Raw genomic sequence first — 14,413 nt, 5'->3', positions numbered from 1 at the left:
TGATCTTTATTTTCGAGGGCATTATTGTAGTAAAAGCACGTTATACTGAATCAACTCACCTTATTGAATCTTCACTAAAGAAGATGTCACTATAGAAATGCCTACCGCGTAGTTTTTAATCCTTTTCCCGTTATTTTTATAATTATAAAAGAAGTAATTATACTAAATAAGATTTGTACATTGAAATTTGTTTTTTAATATTTACGTTTTAGAAATACGAAATGAGTTTATATAACGAAGTTTATTTTTTATTTGTTCTTTAGGGGTTTTTAATGGTTTTTTAGTTAGCATTTATTTTTTATTGCTAGATAAAACAAAGAGAGTATCTAACTTTATATTGGGATTGTTAGTTTTCTTTGTTACCATTAGAATAGGCAAATCAGTTTATACAATATTTACCCCCAAAGAAGAAAGAAATTTATTGCTCATACAAATAGGTTTATCAGCTTGTTTTTTAATAGGTGTTTCGCTATACTTTTACTTAAAAGCATCTGTATTTAAAAAGAAGGTGATTCCATTAAAATGGATACTTCATTTTCTTTTATTATTTCTAGTAGTAATTATTGTTGGTGTTATAAAGCCTTACTCAAGTAATATTCTTTTTTGGAACGCATATTTTGTTAAGTTTATTTATTTTGTTTGGGGTGTTTATATAGTATTATCAGTATTTATTTTAAAAGATATTTTTAGAAAGGTGTTTTCTAATGTAAGTTGTAACACTTCTGAAATATGGTTATTAGCTTTTTATATAAGTAGTTTACTAATTTATTTAGCCTATATAGTCGGTTACTTTTACTTTATAGGAACTGTTACTTTTTCAATAGTTTTTTATGGATTAATACTACTTTTCCTTTCAAAGAAAAATAGAGAGTCTATTTTTAAAGATTTACCAGAAAAATACTCTGCAAAAAAGATTGAAAGTAAAGAAGCTGATTCTTTAAAATTTCAATTAGATGCTTTAATGAAAGAAGAAGAGTTGTATAAAAATACAGCTATAAAACTGTCTGATATTTCAGTTAAAATAGGAGTGTCTTCTCATAAATTATCGCAATTTCTAAATGATAACCTTGGAAAAAGCTTTGCAACATTCTTGAATGAGTACAGAATTGAGGAGGCGAAGAAACTATTGAAAGAGAATCATAAAATTACTTTAGAAAATATTGGTTTTGAAGCTGGTTTTTCTTCAAAATCAAACTTTTATGCTACCTTTAAAAAGGTTGTTGGGCAAACTCCAGCTCAATATCAAAAGCAGTTTTTATAAGGTTTTTAGTACAGAATTATAATTTAGGACGCCTAAATTATAGGACATCATTAAAAAGGAAGATTGTTTTAAGAGGTTTGAATTCAAATTAAAAACCTTTTAAAATGAAATTTATATGTACAGCAGTAGTGTCTTTCTTTTTTCTGTTTAGTTTTTCACAAGAAAAAGAAGATACTAAAGGGAAACTTCTAGTTAGTATTTATGGAAGTAAACAACAGAAAGTAATTAACTACGGCAAGAGTTTTATGTCTGACGACCGTTTGTTTTATAAAAGTTTAAATCGTCCAGATGTTAATCTACCTCATTCTGATAAAGAATTGATTGAACAGACGCTTAATAATTATATTGAAGGAAGTTCTTTTAATAAAATGAATACTCTTAAAAACTCTTTTTACAAATATGTAACATTTTATTTAACAGGAAAAGATGGCTTTAAACAGTTTAGTACTGAAGAATATTCAAATTTTTTTTCATCAAACAAAAAGGGAGAGTTTAATGGTAGGACAGGAGAGATCATTTCAGTTGATATAACGAATGATATTGCTACGGCAAAAGTTGAAATCTTAATACCTAATCGTAAATGGAGGTTTGTAGATCTTTTTTTACTGAAGAAGTTTGCGAATAATTGGAAAATTATAAGTAAAACCGCAACTAGAGAAGCTTCTTATGAGACAGGAAATAAAATCTTATTTGTGGTTTCTAATACAGATTATTATGTAGGTACTAATATACCAACAGGAAATAGTTTTGATGAAATAGTATTGGCTTATAAAATGTTTACGGAAGCTGCGTTTAATATAGATATTATTAGTCCAAAAGGAGGTGCAATTCCTTTAAAATATGTGGATACATCTGAAAAGAATAAGAAAAAATACTTGTATGATAATGACTTTATCTATGCTTTAAAAACGACTAAAAAAACAACAGAAGTTCATTCGTCTAGCTATAAAGCAATTTATTATGTGGGAGGTGGAAGTGCTATGTTTAATGTACCTAAGAATAAGGAAATACAAAAAATAGCTATGGATATTTATGAAAAGCAAGAAGGTGTTATCAGTGCAGTGTGTCATGGTACTGCTGGAATTGTTTTTCTAAAGAAAAGTGACGGTGAGTATGTGGTAAAAAACAAGCGAGTAAATGGGTTTCCTGAAGATCATGAAAAGAAAGAAAAAGAATATTTTAAAAGTTTTTCTTTTTTAATAAGAAAAACAGTTGAAGATCATAGAGGAAAGTTCTTTTTTTCAGATGTAGCAGATGAACATCTAGAAGTGGATGGAAGGTTAGTAACTGGTCAAAATCCAGCGTCGGTACCTAAATTGGTAAGAGAGGTAATTAATATTATTAACTCCAAATAAAGTAGATTTGATTTCATAAAAAAAACTCACCAAAGGTGAGTTTTTTATTTATAATTTATTGAATATTAAGCTAACATTGTAACTGGATTCTCTAAATAAGTTTTTAAGGTTTGTAAAAACTGAGCTCCAACAGCACCGTCAACCGTTCTGTGGTCACATGCTAAGGTTAACTTCATAGTGTTTCCAACCACTATTTCTCCGTTTTTCACTACTGGTTTTTGTACAATTGCACCTACCGATAAAATAGCAGAATTAGGTTGATTGATAATTGAAGTAAAGCTTTCAATACCAAACATTCCTAAGTTAGATACCGTAAACGTACTTCCTTGCATTTCGTTAGGAGTTAGTTTTTTATTTCTAGCTTTTGACGCTAATTGACGAACTTCAATATCTATTTGATTGATATTCATGTAATCTGTATTACGAAGAACAGGTACAACTAAACCTTCAGGTACAGCAACGGCTACACCTATATTTATATGTTTATTGTATATTGTTACATCATCATTCCAAGTAGTATTAACTTGAGGATGTCTTCTCAATGCCATAGCAGAAGCTTTAACCACCATATCATTAAAGGATACTTTTGTTTCTGGCATCTGATTAATAATCTTTCTAGATTCAATAGCATTGTCCATATCTACCTCTATGTTTAAGTAGAAATGAGGAGCGGAGAATTTAGAATTAGCTAGTGCTTTAGCAATAGCTTTACGCATTTGAGAATTTTTAACTTCCTCTACAGATTCACCTGCTGCAGTAGTAAAATTAGTTACTGCTGATGGAGTTGTAGCTGAACTTGTAGCTACAGGAGCTTCAACTTTAGCAGCTGGACTATAGTTTTCAACATCTTTTTTGATGATGCGACCATTTTCTCCAGAACCTTTAATATCTGCTAAATTAATTCCTTTGTCTTTAGCAATTTTCTTAGCTAAAGGGGAAGCAAAAATACGTCCACCTTTATTATTTGATGCAGTTTCTACTGGAGTAGCTACTGTTTCTGTTTTATTTTCTTCAATTGCTTTAGGAGCTTCTTCTTGTTTTTCAGAAGAGTTGTTATTTAAAGTACCTGCTTTATGAGCTTCTACTAATGATGAAACATCAGTACCAGCTTCACCAATGATAGCTAATAAACTATCTACAGGAGCACTTTCACCTTCTTGAACACCGATATGTAACAAAGTACCTTCATTGAAAGATTCGAACTCCATTGTAGCTTTATCAGTTTCAATTTCAGCTAAAATATCACCTTCTTCAACTTTATCACCTACTTTTTTTAACCAAGAAGCAACGGTACCTTCAGTCATTGTATCACTTAAACGAGGCATGGTTACCACTTTTACTCCTTCAGGAATAGCAGTATTTGTAGATGTTGCTTTGGGCTCTTCAGTTTTAGGTTCTTCTGATTTTGTTTCAGCAGAAGCGGAAGTGTTTCCATTTAATAATGCTGAAAAATCTTCTCCTTCTTCACCAATAATAGCTAATAAACTATCAACAGGAGCTGTTTCGCCTTCTTGAACTCCGATATGTAATAAAGTTCCTTCATGGAAAGACTCGAATTCCATTGTAGCTTTATCAGTTTCGATTTCAGCTAAAATATCACCTTCTTCAACTTTATCACCTACTTTTTTTAACCAAGAAGCTACCACTCCTTCTTCCATTGTATCGCTTAAGCGAGGCATGTTTATAATTGTAGCCATAGTTTACTTAGATTTTATAAATGGATAATCTTCTTGTTCATATACCATATCATATAATTGATTAAGCTCTGGATATGGAGAATCCTCTGCGAATTTTTCACATTCCTTAACCATATCTTTTACTTCTTTATCAATTGCTTTGATCTCATCTTCTGTAGCGTACTCTTTTTCTTTGATGACATCTAAAACTTGAGTGATAGGATCTATTTTTTTATACTCTTCAACTTCGTCTTTTGTACGATAATGTTGAGCATCTGACATAGAGTGACCTCTATATCGGTATGTTTTCATTTCTAAGAAAGTAGGACCATCACCACGACGAGCTCTTTGAATAGCTTCATCTACAGCTTCAGCTACTTTGATAGGGTTCATTCCATCAACAGGTCCACAAGGCATTTCATAACCTAAGCCTAATTTCCATATATCAGTATGGTTTGCAGTTCTTTCGACAGAAGTTCCCATAGCATATCCATTATTTTCTACAATAAATACTACTGGTAATTTCCAGTTCATAGCCATGTTAAAAGTTTCATGTAAAGAACCTTGACGTGCAGCTCCATCACCAAAATAACATAAAGTAACAGCATCGCTACCTTTGTATTTATCTCCAAAAGCGATACCAGCACCTAATGGAATTTGTCCTCCTACAATTCCGTGACCACCATAGAAACGGTATTCTTTAGAGAAGATGTGCATAGAACCTCCCATACCATGAGAAGTACCTGTAGCTTTACCATATAACTCTGCCATAACACGTTTTGGATCTTCACCCATACCAATTGGTTGAACGTGATTACGATAAGCAGTAATCATTTTATCTTTAGTCAAATCCATTGCATGTAATGAACCGGCTAAAACAGCCTCTTGACCGTTGTATAAGTGTAAAAAACCTCTTACTTTTTGTTGAATGTAAACTGCAGCTAGCTTATCTTCGAATTTTCTCCAAAATAGCATGTCTCTATACCAATTGATATAGGTTTCTTTGGTGATTTTCTTCATTATATACTTAGTTGTTTATTTAAATGTTTGTTTGCTTTACTTATTACAAAACGTAGCTACAAAAATAAGTAGTTTTTAGTAATTTAAAAAAAGTTATTACTAAAAGTTGAAGAAAGGTTTTTGGAGAAGTGTAAAGGTGTAATTATTGTTCTTTAGCTACAATTATAGTGGCTTTAGCACCTGTAGCTAAATTCCACTCATTAGATGAAATTAACATACCTGCATCGTTATAAATTTTAAATGCGGCTGTGTTTGGACCAGAGGTACCTTGGTTTAAAGCTACAATTTTTATAGTGTTGATTCCTTTATCTAGAGGAATATTAAAGGACTGATAGCGTTGTCTTAGTATAAGGTTGCTAACAACAGGTACATCATTTATATAGATGGTAACCTTATCTCCGTCAGGATATTGATAATCCCTACAAATAATGTTAACACTTTTTGATTTAGTACTAAAACTCCCTAAGTCCTGATCAATAACAGGATACTGATACATTCCATTTATTTGTTTGAATGATTTTAAGTATTGTTCTTCTGCAATTTTAGCTTTAGTTAAGATTCCTTTATTTTCTAAATCTCTTTGAGCTTGTTTTTTTTGAAGTTCTTTTTGTTGTTCTTTATGTGCAGTTTTAAATCCATTGTTATTGTCAAAATCTAACGCTTTAGGTTTTTTTACTTCTTTAACAGGTGCAGTTATAACACCAAAAGCAGAATTTCCCTTTTTTTTACCATTAACAGAACCATCCATTTGTGCAAGAACATTGGATGTAATGCTACATAAAAAAATGATTACAAGTGTTGGTATTATTTTCATCATTGTAAATAAATCTAAGCAAATATAATGCCGATTTTTAAATGATTTTAAAATAAAGGATTAAAACTAGTTATTTTACAGGAAAATCAAAAAAGGTTTTAGGGAAAGGTTCTCCTCTTAGGGTAAAATGCCACCATTCTTTACTGTAAGGTCTAAAACCATGTTTACGCATCACAGTTTGTAATAGTTGTCTGTTCTTTTTTTGTTGTTTAGTAAGTTTTTCATAGGTGATATGAGATGAAACTCCAAAAAAGTCATACGGACTTCCCATATCTAACTCTTCGCCTGTTTCTAGGCGTATAATTGTTAAATCTACAGTGCTTCCTCTTGAATGACCAGATTTTGAAGAAATATATCCCTTTTTAAATAAATGACGTTTATTAACCTCAGGATAGTATTGTTGTTTCATTAATGTATCATTCATTACTCGAGCCCATTTTACAAAATGATTTACTGCTGTTTGAGGACGGTAAGCATCATAAATTTTTAAACCTAATTTTTGATTTGCTAACTCATCTTGGACTTTTTTTAAAGCTTTAGCAGTAGGGGTGGTAGCTATAAGAATATTTTCTTCATATCCATTAACAGGGACCCCCATAAAGTTGTTAGCATGACAATATCTTAATTCCCCTTGTATTGTAGGAGACACTTCTTTTATATATGTAAAACCTTCAGGTAATTTTTGAGACTGAATGCTTAAAGCGGCAAGTAAAAATAACGATAAAATCCATTTCATAGGGTAAAAGTAATGAAATGGATTTTAACAGTTTCTCTCTTAATGAAAGATTAACTTTTATTTATCTAAAAAATCTTGATAAGCGTTTTGACTAATAGCTCTTCCGAGAGAATCTAAAGGGTGGTAATTACCTTCTTGTATTACAGGTTTTTTGCTTACATAATCGTATACAAAGGTTCCGTTTTTAGAAACTGTACCAAATCCTTTATTAAACACATAATGTGCATATTGATTTTCAGAATTATTAAAAATATTTTTTCCAAATTGAAATTTTTCTGGATTACCTCCTAATATGTCAGTTAAAGTATATGCTAAATCACTTTGAGCGCTAAAATTATTAACAGTAATACCTGTTTTGTTGAGAGCACCACCTAACCAAACCATAGGAATTTGAAATCTTTTAGGGGAGTTAAAATAACCTTTGTGTTTAGGTAATGGATGTCCATGGTCAGATAAAATAATAACCAAAGTGTTATTCCACCAAGGTTGTTTTTTAGCTTTGTGAATAAACTTACCTATAGCTTTGTCTGTATATGCTTGTGCACTTCTGTATAAATTTTCTACAGAACTTTTACCAAATTTATATTCACCAGGGAACTCGTAAGGTTCGTGACTGGTTAATGTTAAAGCTACTTCAAAAAAAGGTTCTTTAAGGGTAGGGGAAGATAAATCTTTCATAAATCGGTCTAAAAAGATGTGATCATGCGCTCCCCATTTCGAATTCCAGTTTTCTTTGTCAAATTCAGTTCCATCAACAATTTTATCTATTTGACCATTACGTAAATAGGTAATCATATTTCCAAAATTACTATCCCCACCATAATAAAAACTAGTATTGTACCCTAATTTTTTCATCTCTTTGGTGAGTATAGGTAGCTTTCTTGCTTTATATGGAATTTTCATGATGCTTTTTGTTGGTTGAGGATAATAACCACTTAAAATAGCGGGAACTCCTTTATCTGTCCTGTCTCCATTTCCATAGAAATTAGTAAACAAAATACCTTCTTTAGCTAGTTTGTTTAGGTTTATAGTAACATCAGGTTCACCTCCTAATGCACCAACTGCTTTAGCAGAGAGACTTTCCCAAATAAGTAAAATGACATTTGGTTTTTTAGTATTTAAGATAGAATCTGTATTAGCTGTTAAAAGCTGATTTTTAGTTTTGTTGATGATGTTTTTAGCAATATCTTTTTTATAGTGAACATACGGGTTTTTGCCGTCGGTTTTATGAGTAATTGTATTAGCAAAGTTCCAGATAAAATTTACCGCAGCATGATTTGCAAACATATTTTTAGAGAAGTATACGTTACTTTGATTAATAGGAATGTTGGCAAAACCACCTCGTATAGGAATTATTAAGCTAGCAATTAGTAATAAAAATATAGGAGCTTCTAAAAAATGCTTCTTATTCAACTTTTTAAGAACTTTGTTCAATATCTTATTAAAACAGTAAATAGTAATTACCGAAAGTAATCCCCAAGCAAAAAGTCCGCCAACTAATTGTAAAGTACTTACAGAAGCCAACATTGCTTTAGGAGTATTAATGTAATTTAAGACAGTAACATCTATACGAACTCCCCAGAATTTATACAAGGAAATATCCGTTAACATAAACAAGTTAATAACTAAAAGAATAGGGAAAGTATACCCTTTAATAATATAACCAATAATTCTTCTAGGAATCCATATTGATAGCAAAATAATTAGAAAAGGAATAGCAGCCAAGTATGCAGCAAAAGAAAAATCTAATTGAATACCATACACGAATGTTTTTAGCGTAGTGATAAAACTTAATTCAGAGGTTTTATCAAAATAATATATTAAAAATAAAAGACGGGCAAGTAAAAAGTATACTACCCATAGAAAATAATATGTAAAACTAAATAAGATTCTATTTTTAAAATTAGTCATTCTAGTATGAAAAAGGTTTACTCTGTAACTTTTAAACGAGCTTTAGCTGTTACAGAAATATCTGAATAATCGTTGTTTAAATATTTTAAATACCCTGCAATGGCAATCATAGCAGCATTATCAGTGGTATACTCAAACTTTGGAATATATGTTGTCCATCCCCAATGTTTTTCAGCTAAAATTAAACGTTTTCGTATTTCTGAGTTAGCAGAAACACCACCAGCAATAGCTATGTGCTTAATACCAGTTTGTTTTATAGTATTTTTAAGCTTATCCATCAAAATTTCAATAATAGTGTATTGAATAGAAGCACAGATGTCATTAAGGTTTTCTTTGATGAAATTGGGGTTTTCTTTTACGTTTTTTTGAATAAAGTATAAGATTCCAGTTTTTAATCCGCTAAAACTAAATTCTAAGTCACCAACTTTAGGCTTGGTAAATTTAAAAGCTTTAGGGTTTCCTAATTGCGCATATTTATCAATTAAAGGTCCACCTGGATATGGCAAACCTAAAATTTTAGCAGATTTATCAAAAGCTTCCCCAACAGCATCGTCAATTGTTTCACCTAAAATTTCCATTTCAAAATGATTGGTAATTTTTACAATTTGCGTGTGTCCACCGCTAATTGTTAAACAAACGAAAGGAAAAGGAGGTATTCTACTTCCTTCTTCATCAATAAAATGAGCTAAAATATGTGCCTGCATATGGTTAACATCTATCAAAGGAATGTTTAACCCTAAGGCTAAAGACTTAGCAAAAGAAGTACCAACCAGTAATGAGCCCATTAACCCTGGGCCACGAGTAAAAGCAATTGCATTTAAATCGTTTTTAGTTATACCAGCTTGTTCAATAGCTTGTTGCACAACAGGAACAATGTTTTGTTGATGTGCTCTTGACGCTAATTCAGGAACTACACCACCATATTTAGCATGTACTTCTTGGTTTGCTACGATATTACTTAATACCTTTCCGTTACAAATTATTGAAGCACTTGTATCATCACAAGAGCTCTCAATACCTAAAATATAGATGTTTTTTGCACTCAAATCTTTTCTGATTTAGAGGACAAAAATATTGATATTACGTTAGATTTTAGTTAAAAAAAACATTTCTTTAAAATAAGGCAGCATTTTTGCTGTTTGCTGATTACTTTTGTTAAATAAGATTATAAATAAAGGAAGTTATTAAAAGATTAGGAAACATAATTGGTAAAATACTAAAGTATACAGTACTTTTTTTACTCTTGCTTTTTATTTTACTATCTCTCCCTTTTGTGCAAAGTCAACTTGCTAAACAAGCAACTAATTGGGTGAATAAAGAATTTAATACTAATATAGTTGTAAAAAAAATTGATTTGTCTTGGTTGGGAAGTGTCCAGTTAAAAGAAATTGAGATTAGAGACCACCACAAAGACACTTTAATATTTGTGAATAATCTAACTACTTCTTTACAAAATGCTAAACGTATATTAGAAAATCAAGTAGATTTAGGAGAAGCTTCTTTAAGTGGCGTTCATTTTTATATGAAAACATATAAAGGTGAAAAGAATGATAACATGTCTATTTTTATAGATAGTTTTGAAGACGGAAAACCTAAAGATAGTTTAGCTGCACCATTTGTTCTTAAAAGTGATAAAATTTCTTTAGATGATTTAACTTTTAAGTTAATGGATGAAAATAAACAAGACCCTCTTGAATTTGCAGCCTATAAAGCAGGAGCCGAATTAGATGATTTTTCTATTATAGGCCCTGATGTTTCTATGAAAATAAGAAACATGTACTTTACTGAAAACAGGGGAGTAAATGTATCAAACCTAGCTACCGATTTTACATATACAAAATCCTTTATGGATTTTAGTAATACAATTTTAGCAACAGACAATGACACAAAATTGCAAGCAGAAGTTAAATTTACCTATAATCGAAAAGATTTTGTAAACTTTAATGATAAAGTTAGGATAAAGGCTAAATTTCAAGAAAGTGTAGTCTCTGTAAGAGATTTAAACAAACTATATAGTGAAATTGGCGGACACGATTTTCTTTATATAAGTGGAGATATTGATGGTGTTTTGAACAATTTTAGTGCTAGTAATGTAAGAGTACACTCAAAAGGAGGTATGAGAATTATTGGAGACATGGGGTTTGTTAACGCAGTTAAAACTAGTAGGGGTTTTGTATTTGATGCGGACTTAGATAATCTTACAGCAAATTATTATCAACTAAGAAATGTACTACCAAATTTATTAGGAAGAACATTGCCAACAGAATTTCAAAGACTAGGAAATTTTACTTTGAATGGAATAGTAAGAGTAACTCCACAACAAATGGATGCTACAGTATCAGTAAAATCAGAAATTGGAACCGCAATTTCTGATCTTCAATTAACCAATATTGATAATATTGATAAATCTGAGTATACAGGAGAGGTAGAGTTTAAAAATTTTGATCTTGGAGTCTTTGCTAATGATCCTGTATTAGGAACTGTTTCATTAAAAGCGGATGTTAATGGGAGTGGGTTTAATGTAGATAATGTAAACACCATAATAATAGGAAAAGTAAGTAGTTTGTTCTTTAATGAGTATGAATACAAAAACTTACAAGTAAATGGACAGTTTCAAAATAAAAAGTTTGACGGTTTACTTAATGCGGATGATGATAACTTTAAGTTGAAATTTGAAGGACTAGCAGATTTTTCATCAGAGATTAACAAATTTGATTTTATCGCTGATGTTGATAGAATTGATTTAAAAAAGACAAATTTGTTTACCCGTGATAGTATTTCTGAATTAAAAGGGAATATTAATTTAAATATTTCAGGAAATACATTTGATGATATTATTGGTAAAGCAACGTTTAAAAACTTAATCTACACAAATCAAAAACAAAGTTACCCATTCAAGAGCTTTGAAGTAAATTCATCAGTAAAAGATAGTATAAAAACTATTGAAGTAAATTCATCAGATATTGTAAAAGGATCTCTTAAAGGTAAATTTTCTTTCGAAGAGTTGTTACCTATCACTCAAAATGCTTTAGGTAGTGTGTATACAAACTATCGTCCGCATGAAGTAGCGCCAAACCAGTTTTTAGATTTTGACTTTACAATTTATAATCAAATTATAGATGTTTTTTTACCAAATATTTCTATAGGAAAGAATACACGATTAAAAGGACGTATTAATTCAGATAAAAACTCATTAAAACTAACGTTTGAATCTCCAGAAATAAACGCGTATAAAAATATAATAGAAGGAGTGGTGTTAAGATTAGATAATAAAAACCCGCTTTATAGTACTCACTTAACTGCAAATAAGGTGAATACAAAATATTATAACATTGAGAAATTAAACTTGTTAAACCGTACCAAAAATGATACGCTATTCTTTAAGTCTGTTTTTAAAGGAGGAAAAAATTATGAAGAAAGTTTTAGTTTAGATTTTTTCTATACAATCAATGAACTTCAAAAATCTGTAGTAGGAATTCAAAAATCGAAGCTATATTACAAGGGGTTTGATTGGGAAGTAAATCCAAATGATGATAAAAATAACAAAGTAACATTTGATTTACAAAAAGATGAATTTACAATCAGCCCATTTATTTTGAAATCGGGAGAACAAAGAATCGATTTCAAAGGAGTTTTAAGAGATAGTACTTACAAAGATTTTCAAGCAGATTTTAATAAAGTTAAATTAGCTAGCTTTTTACCCCCTATCGATAGTTTAAAATTAGATGGTAAATTAAATGGACAATTAGCATTTAAACAAGAAAATGAAACGATAGCTCCAGTTGGTAATTTATACATAGAGAATTTTGACATTAATAATTATTCGCAAGGAAATTTGGCGTTAAATGTTACGGGAGATAATTCTTATGAAAAATACAATGTTAATCTATCTCTAGAAAATAAAAATGCAAAAAACATATCTGCTACTGGTGGAATTGATTTTTCAAAGGATAGGCCAATTATAGATTTAGATATTTACTTGAAAGAATATGATATTGCTGCTTTCAGTCCATTAGGAGAAGATGTATTGTCTAAACTAAGAGGAAAAGTAACAGGAGATTTTACAGCAACAGGTTATTTAAGAAATCCTGATTTTAAAGGAGTTTTAAATTTTGAAAATGCAGGATTAGCTTTTCCGTATTTAAATGTAGATTTTGATCTTAAAGGAAATACAAGTGTTGTTTTAGACAAACAAGAATTTATACTAAAAGACATAATCTTAGAGGATACAAAGTATCTTACACAAGGAGGTTTATCTGGGAGTATTGTACATCAAAACTTTAAAGATTGGTTTTTAAATTTTGATATCAATACACAAAATTTACTGATTTTAGACACACAAGAAACTGAAGAATCTCAGTATTATGGAACAGGTTTTTTAAATGGAGAAGCTAAAATTAGAGGGCTTACTAGCTTTTTAGATATTGAGGTTAACGGAAAAACAAACAAAGGAACTTTATTTGTAATTCCATTAAGTGATGTTAAAACAATTGATAATTACAAGTTAATTAGATTTAAAACAGGAGAAGAAGAAGAAGGAACTAAAGGAAAAGTTATTGGAGATATTAAAGGTCTTGACTTAAGACTTAATCTAGCCGTAACAAAAGATGCTGTAGCACAAGTTGTAATAGATAAAGTTTCAGGAAGTGAGTTAAAAGGAAGTGGAGAAGGAAACCTTAGAATTGATATTGATACACGAGGTAAGTTTAATATGTTTGGAGACTTTACGGTAGATAATGGTTTTTATAATTTTAAGTATGCAGGAATAACAAAACCCTTTATTGTACAAAAAGGAGGAACTATTTCTTGGAATGGAGATCCTTATGAAGCCGATTTAGATATAACAGCAGTATATAGAACCAAAGCAAACCCAGCACAGTTATTAGATAACATTAATTCAAATCGTAAGATTCCAATTGATTTATACACCAAAATTACAGGAGGTCTATTTAGTTCAAAACAAGAGTTTGATATTAAAATACCAAATGCAAACTCAACAGTAAGTTCTGAGTTAGAATTTATTTTAAATGAGAATGACTTAAACACTAAAATGCAGCACTTTTCATTTTTGTTAGCCTTCGGTACATTTTATAATCCAGATGCTATTGGAAGTAGTGCAAGTTCAGGAATTACAGGAACAGCTTCAGAAATAGCTTCAGGAATTTTGACAAATATGTTAAATAGCGATGGAAATAAATTTCAGTTAGGAGTAGGATATACACAAGGAGATAGAGGAGATGTAGACAACCTTAATTCAGACGATCAAGTAGATGTATCTGTATCAACGCAATTAAGTGATAGAGTATTGGTTAATGGTAAAGTAGGAGTTCCTGTTGGAGCTAATACACAAACCAGTGTAGTGGGAGAAGTAAAAGTAGAGGTCCTTTTAAATGAAGAAGGTAATTTAAGAGGTACAGTATTTAATCGCCAAAATGAAGTGCAATATTCCACAGAAGAAGAAGGATATACACAAGGAGTAGGGATTTCTTATCAAGTTAACTTTAATAATTTACGTGACTTGGGGAAAAAATTAGGGTTAAATAAAAAAGAAAAGAAGAAAGAAGTAAAAAAAGATACCTTAAAACCAAAGAAAAAAGGATTGATAAATTTTAAATCAAAAGAGAAAAAATAACCAAACTA

General features: G+C 30.4%; 9 protein-coding genes. 3 read left to right on the top strand and 6 right to left on the bottom strand.

Annotated elements, in window-relative coordinates; all coding sequences use genetic code 11:
- Positions 1-421: 421 nt before the first annotated feature.
- Positions 422-1,261 carry a helix-turn-helix domain-containing protein gene (locus MHM83_RS13865; RefSeq protein WP_239180385.1) on the top strand — a complete coding sequence of 280 codons (840 nt, stop codon included), beginning with the start codon at positions 422-424 and terminating at the stop codon, positions 1,259-1,261.
- Between the two features lie 104 nt (positions 1,262-1,365).
- Positions 1,366-2,616: a nuclear transport factor 2 family protein gene (locus tag MHM83_RS13860; RefSeq protein WP_239180383.1), complete on the top strand. Its 1,251-nt coding sequence runs from the start codon at positions 1,366-1,368 to the stop codon at positions 2,614-2,616.
- A 65-nt stretch (positions 2,617-2,681) separates the two neighbouring features.
- On the opposite strand, the gene MHM83_RS13855 is transcribed toward MHM83_RS13860, so the two are convergent.
- The 6 genes from MHM83_RS13855 to tsaD all read right to left on the bottom strand — a co-directional run bounded on the left by MHM83_RS13855 (position 2,682) and on the right by tsaD (position 9,819).
- A complete protein-coding gene (locus MHM83_RS13855) occupies positions 2,682-4,313 on the bottom strand; it encodes a pyruvate dehydrogenase complex dihydrolipoamide acetyltransferase (RefSeq protein ID WP_239180381.1) in 1,632 nt (543 codons plus the stop codon).
- Positions 4,314-4,316: 3 nt separating this feature from the next.
- Positions 4,317-5,312, bottom strand: coding sequence for a pyruvate dehydrogenase (acetyl-transferring) E1 component subunit alpha (pdhA, locus tag MHM83_RS13850; RefSeq protein ID WP_047790615.1), 996 nt, complete (start codon positions 5,310-5,312; stop codon positions 4,317-4,319).
- A 142-nt stretch (positions 5,313-5,454) separates the two neighbouring features.
- Positions 5,455-6,129 (bottom strand): hypothetical protein, encoded by a 675-nt coding sequence (locus MHM83_RS13845; protein ID WP_239180379.1) that lies wholly within the window; start codon positions 6,127-6,129, stop codon positions 5,455-5,457.
- Positions 6,130-6,196: 67 nt separating this feature from the next.
- A complete protein-coding gene (locus MHM83_RS13840; RefSeq protein WP_239180377.1) occupies positions 6,197-6,862 on the bottom strand; it encodes a M15 family metallopeptidase in 666 nt (221 codons plus the stop codon).
- Between the two features lie 57 nt (positions 6,863-6,919).
- A complete protein-coding gene (locus tag MHM83_RS13835; RefSeq protein WP_239180375.1) occupies positions 6,920-8,773 on the bottom strand; it encodes an LTA synthase family protein in 1,854 nt (617 codons plus the stop codon).
- Between the two features lie 17 nt (positions 8,774-8,790).
- Positions 8,791-9,819 (bottom strand): tRNA (adenosine(37)-N6)-threonylcarbamoyltransferase complex transferase subunit TsaD, encoded by a 1,029-nt coding sequence (gene tsaD, locus MHM83_RS13830; RefSeq protein ID WP_239180373.1) that lies wholly within the window; start codon positions 9,817-9,819, stop codon positions 8,791-8,793.
- Positions 9,820-10,046: 227 nt separating this feature from the next.
- Here tsaD and MHM83_RS13825 point away from each other — a divergent pair, with 227 nt between their 5' ends.
- Positions 10,047-14,405 (top strand): translocation/assembly module TamB domain-containing protein, encoded by a 4,359-nt coding sequence (locus tag MHM83_RS13825; RefSeq protein ID WP_239180371.1) that lies wholly within the window; start codon positions 10,047-10,049, stop codon positions 14,403-14,405.
- The last annotated feature ends 8 nt before the right edge of the window (positions 14,406-14,413 follow it).

The sequence above is a fragment of the Tenacibaculum sp. Mcav3-52 genome, from assembly GCF_022347665.1.
Taxonomy (GTDB): Bacteria; Bacteroidota; Bacteroidia; order Flavobacteriales; family Flavobacteriaceae; genus Polaribacter; species Polaribacter mesophilus.
Note: the sequence above shows the minus strand (reverse complement) of the source record. Positions and strands in the feature narration are given on the sequence as shown.

Coding starts and splice junctions, on each gene's coding strand:
- MHM83_RS13860 (WP_239180383.1), top strand. CDS start 1,366: ATGAAATTTATATGTACAGCAGTAGTGTCTTTCTTTTTTCTGTTTAGT.
- MHM83_RS13855 (WP_239180381.1), bottom strand. CDS start 4,313: ATGGCTACAATTATAAACATGCCTCGCTTAAGCGATACAATGGAAGAA.
- pdhA (WP_047790615.1), bottom strand. CDS start 5,312: ATGAAGAAAATCACCAAAGAAACCTATATCAATTGGTATAGAGACATG.
- MHM83_RS13845 (WP_239180379.1), bottom strand. CDS start 6,129: ATGATGAAAATAATACCAACACTTGTAATCATTTTTTTATGTAGCATT.
- MHM83_RS13840 (WP_239180377.1), bottom strand. CDS start 6,862: ATGAAATGGATTTTATCGTTATTTTTACTTGCCGCTTTAAGCATTCAG.
- MHM83_RS13835 (WP_239180375.1), bottom strand. CDS start 8,773: ATGACTAATTTTAAAAATAGAATCTTATTTAGTTTTACATATTATTTT.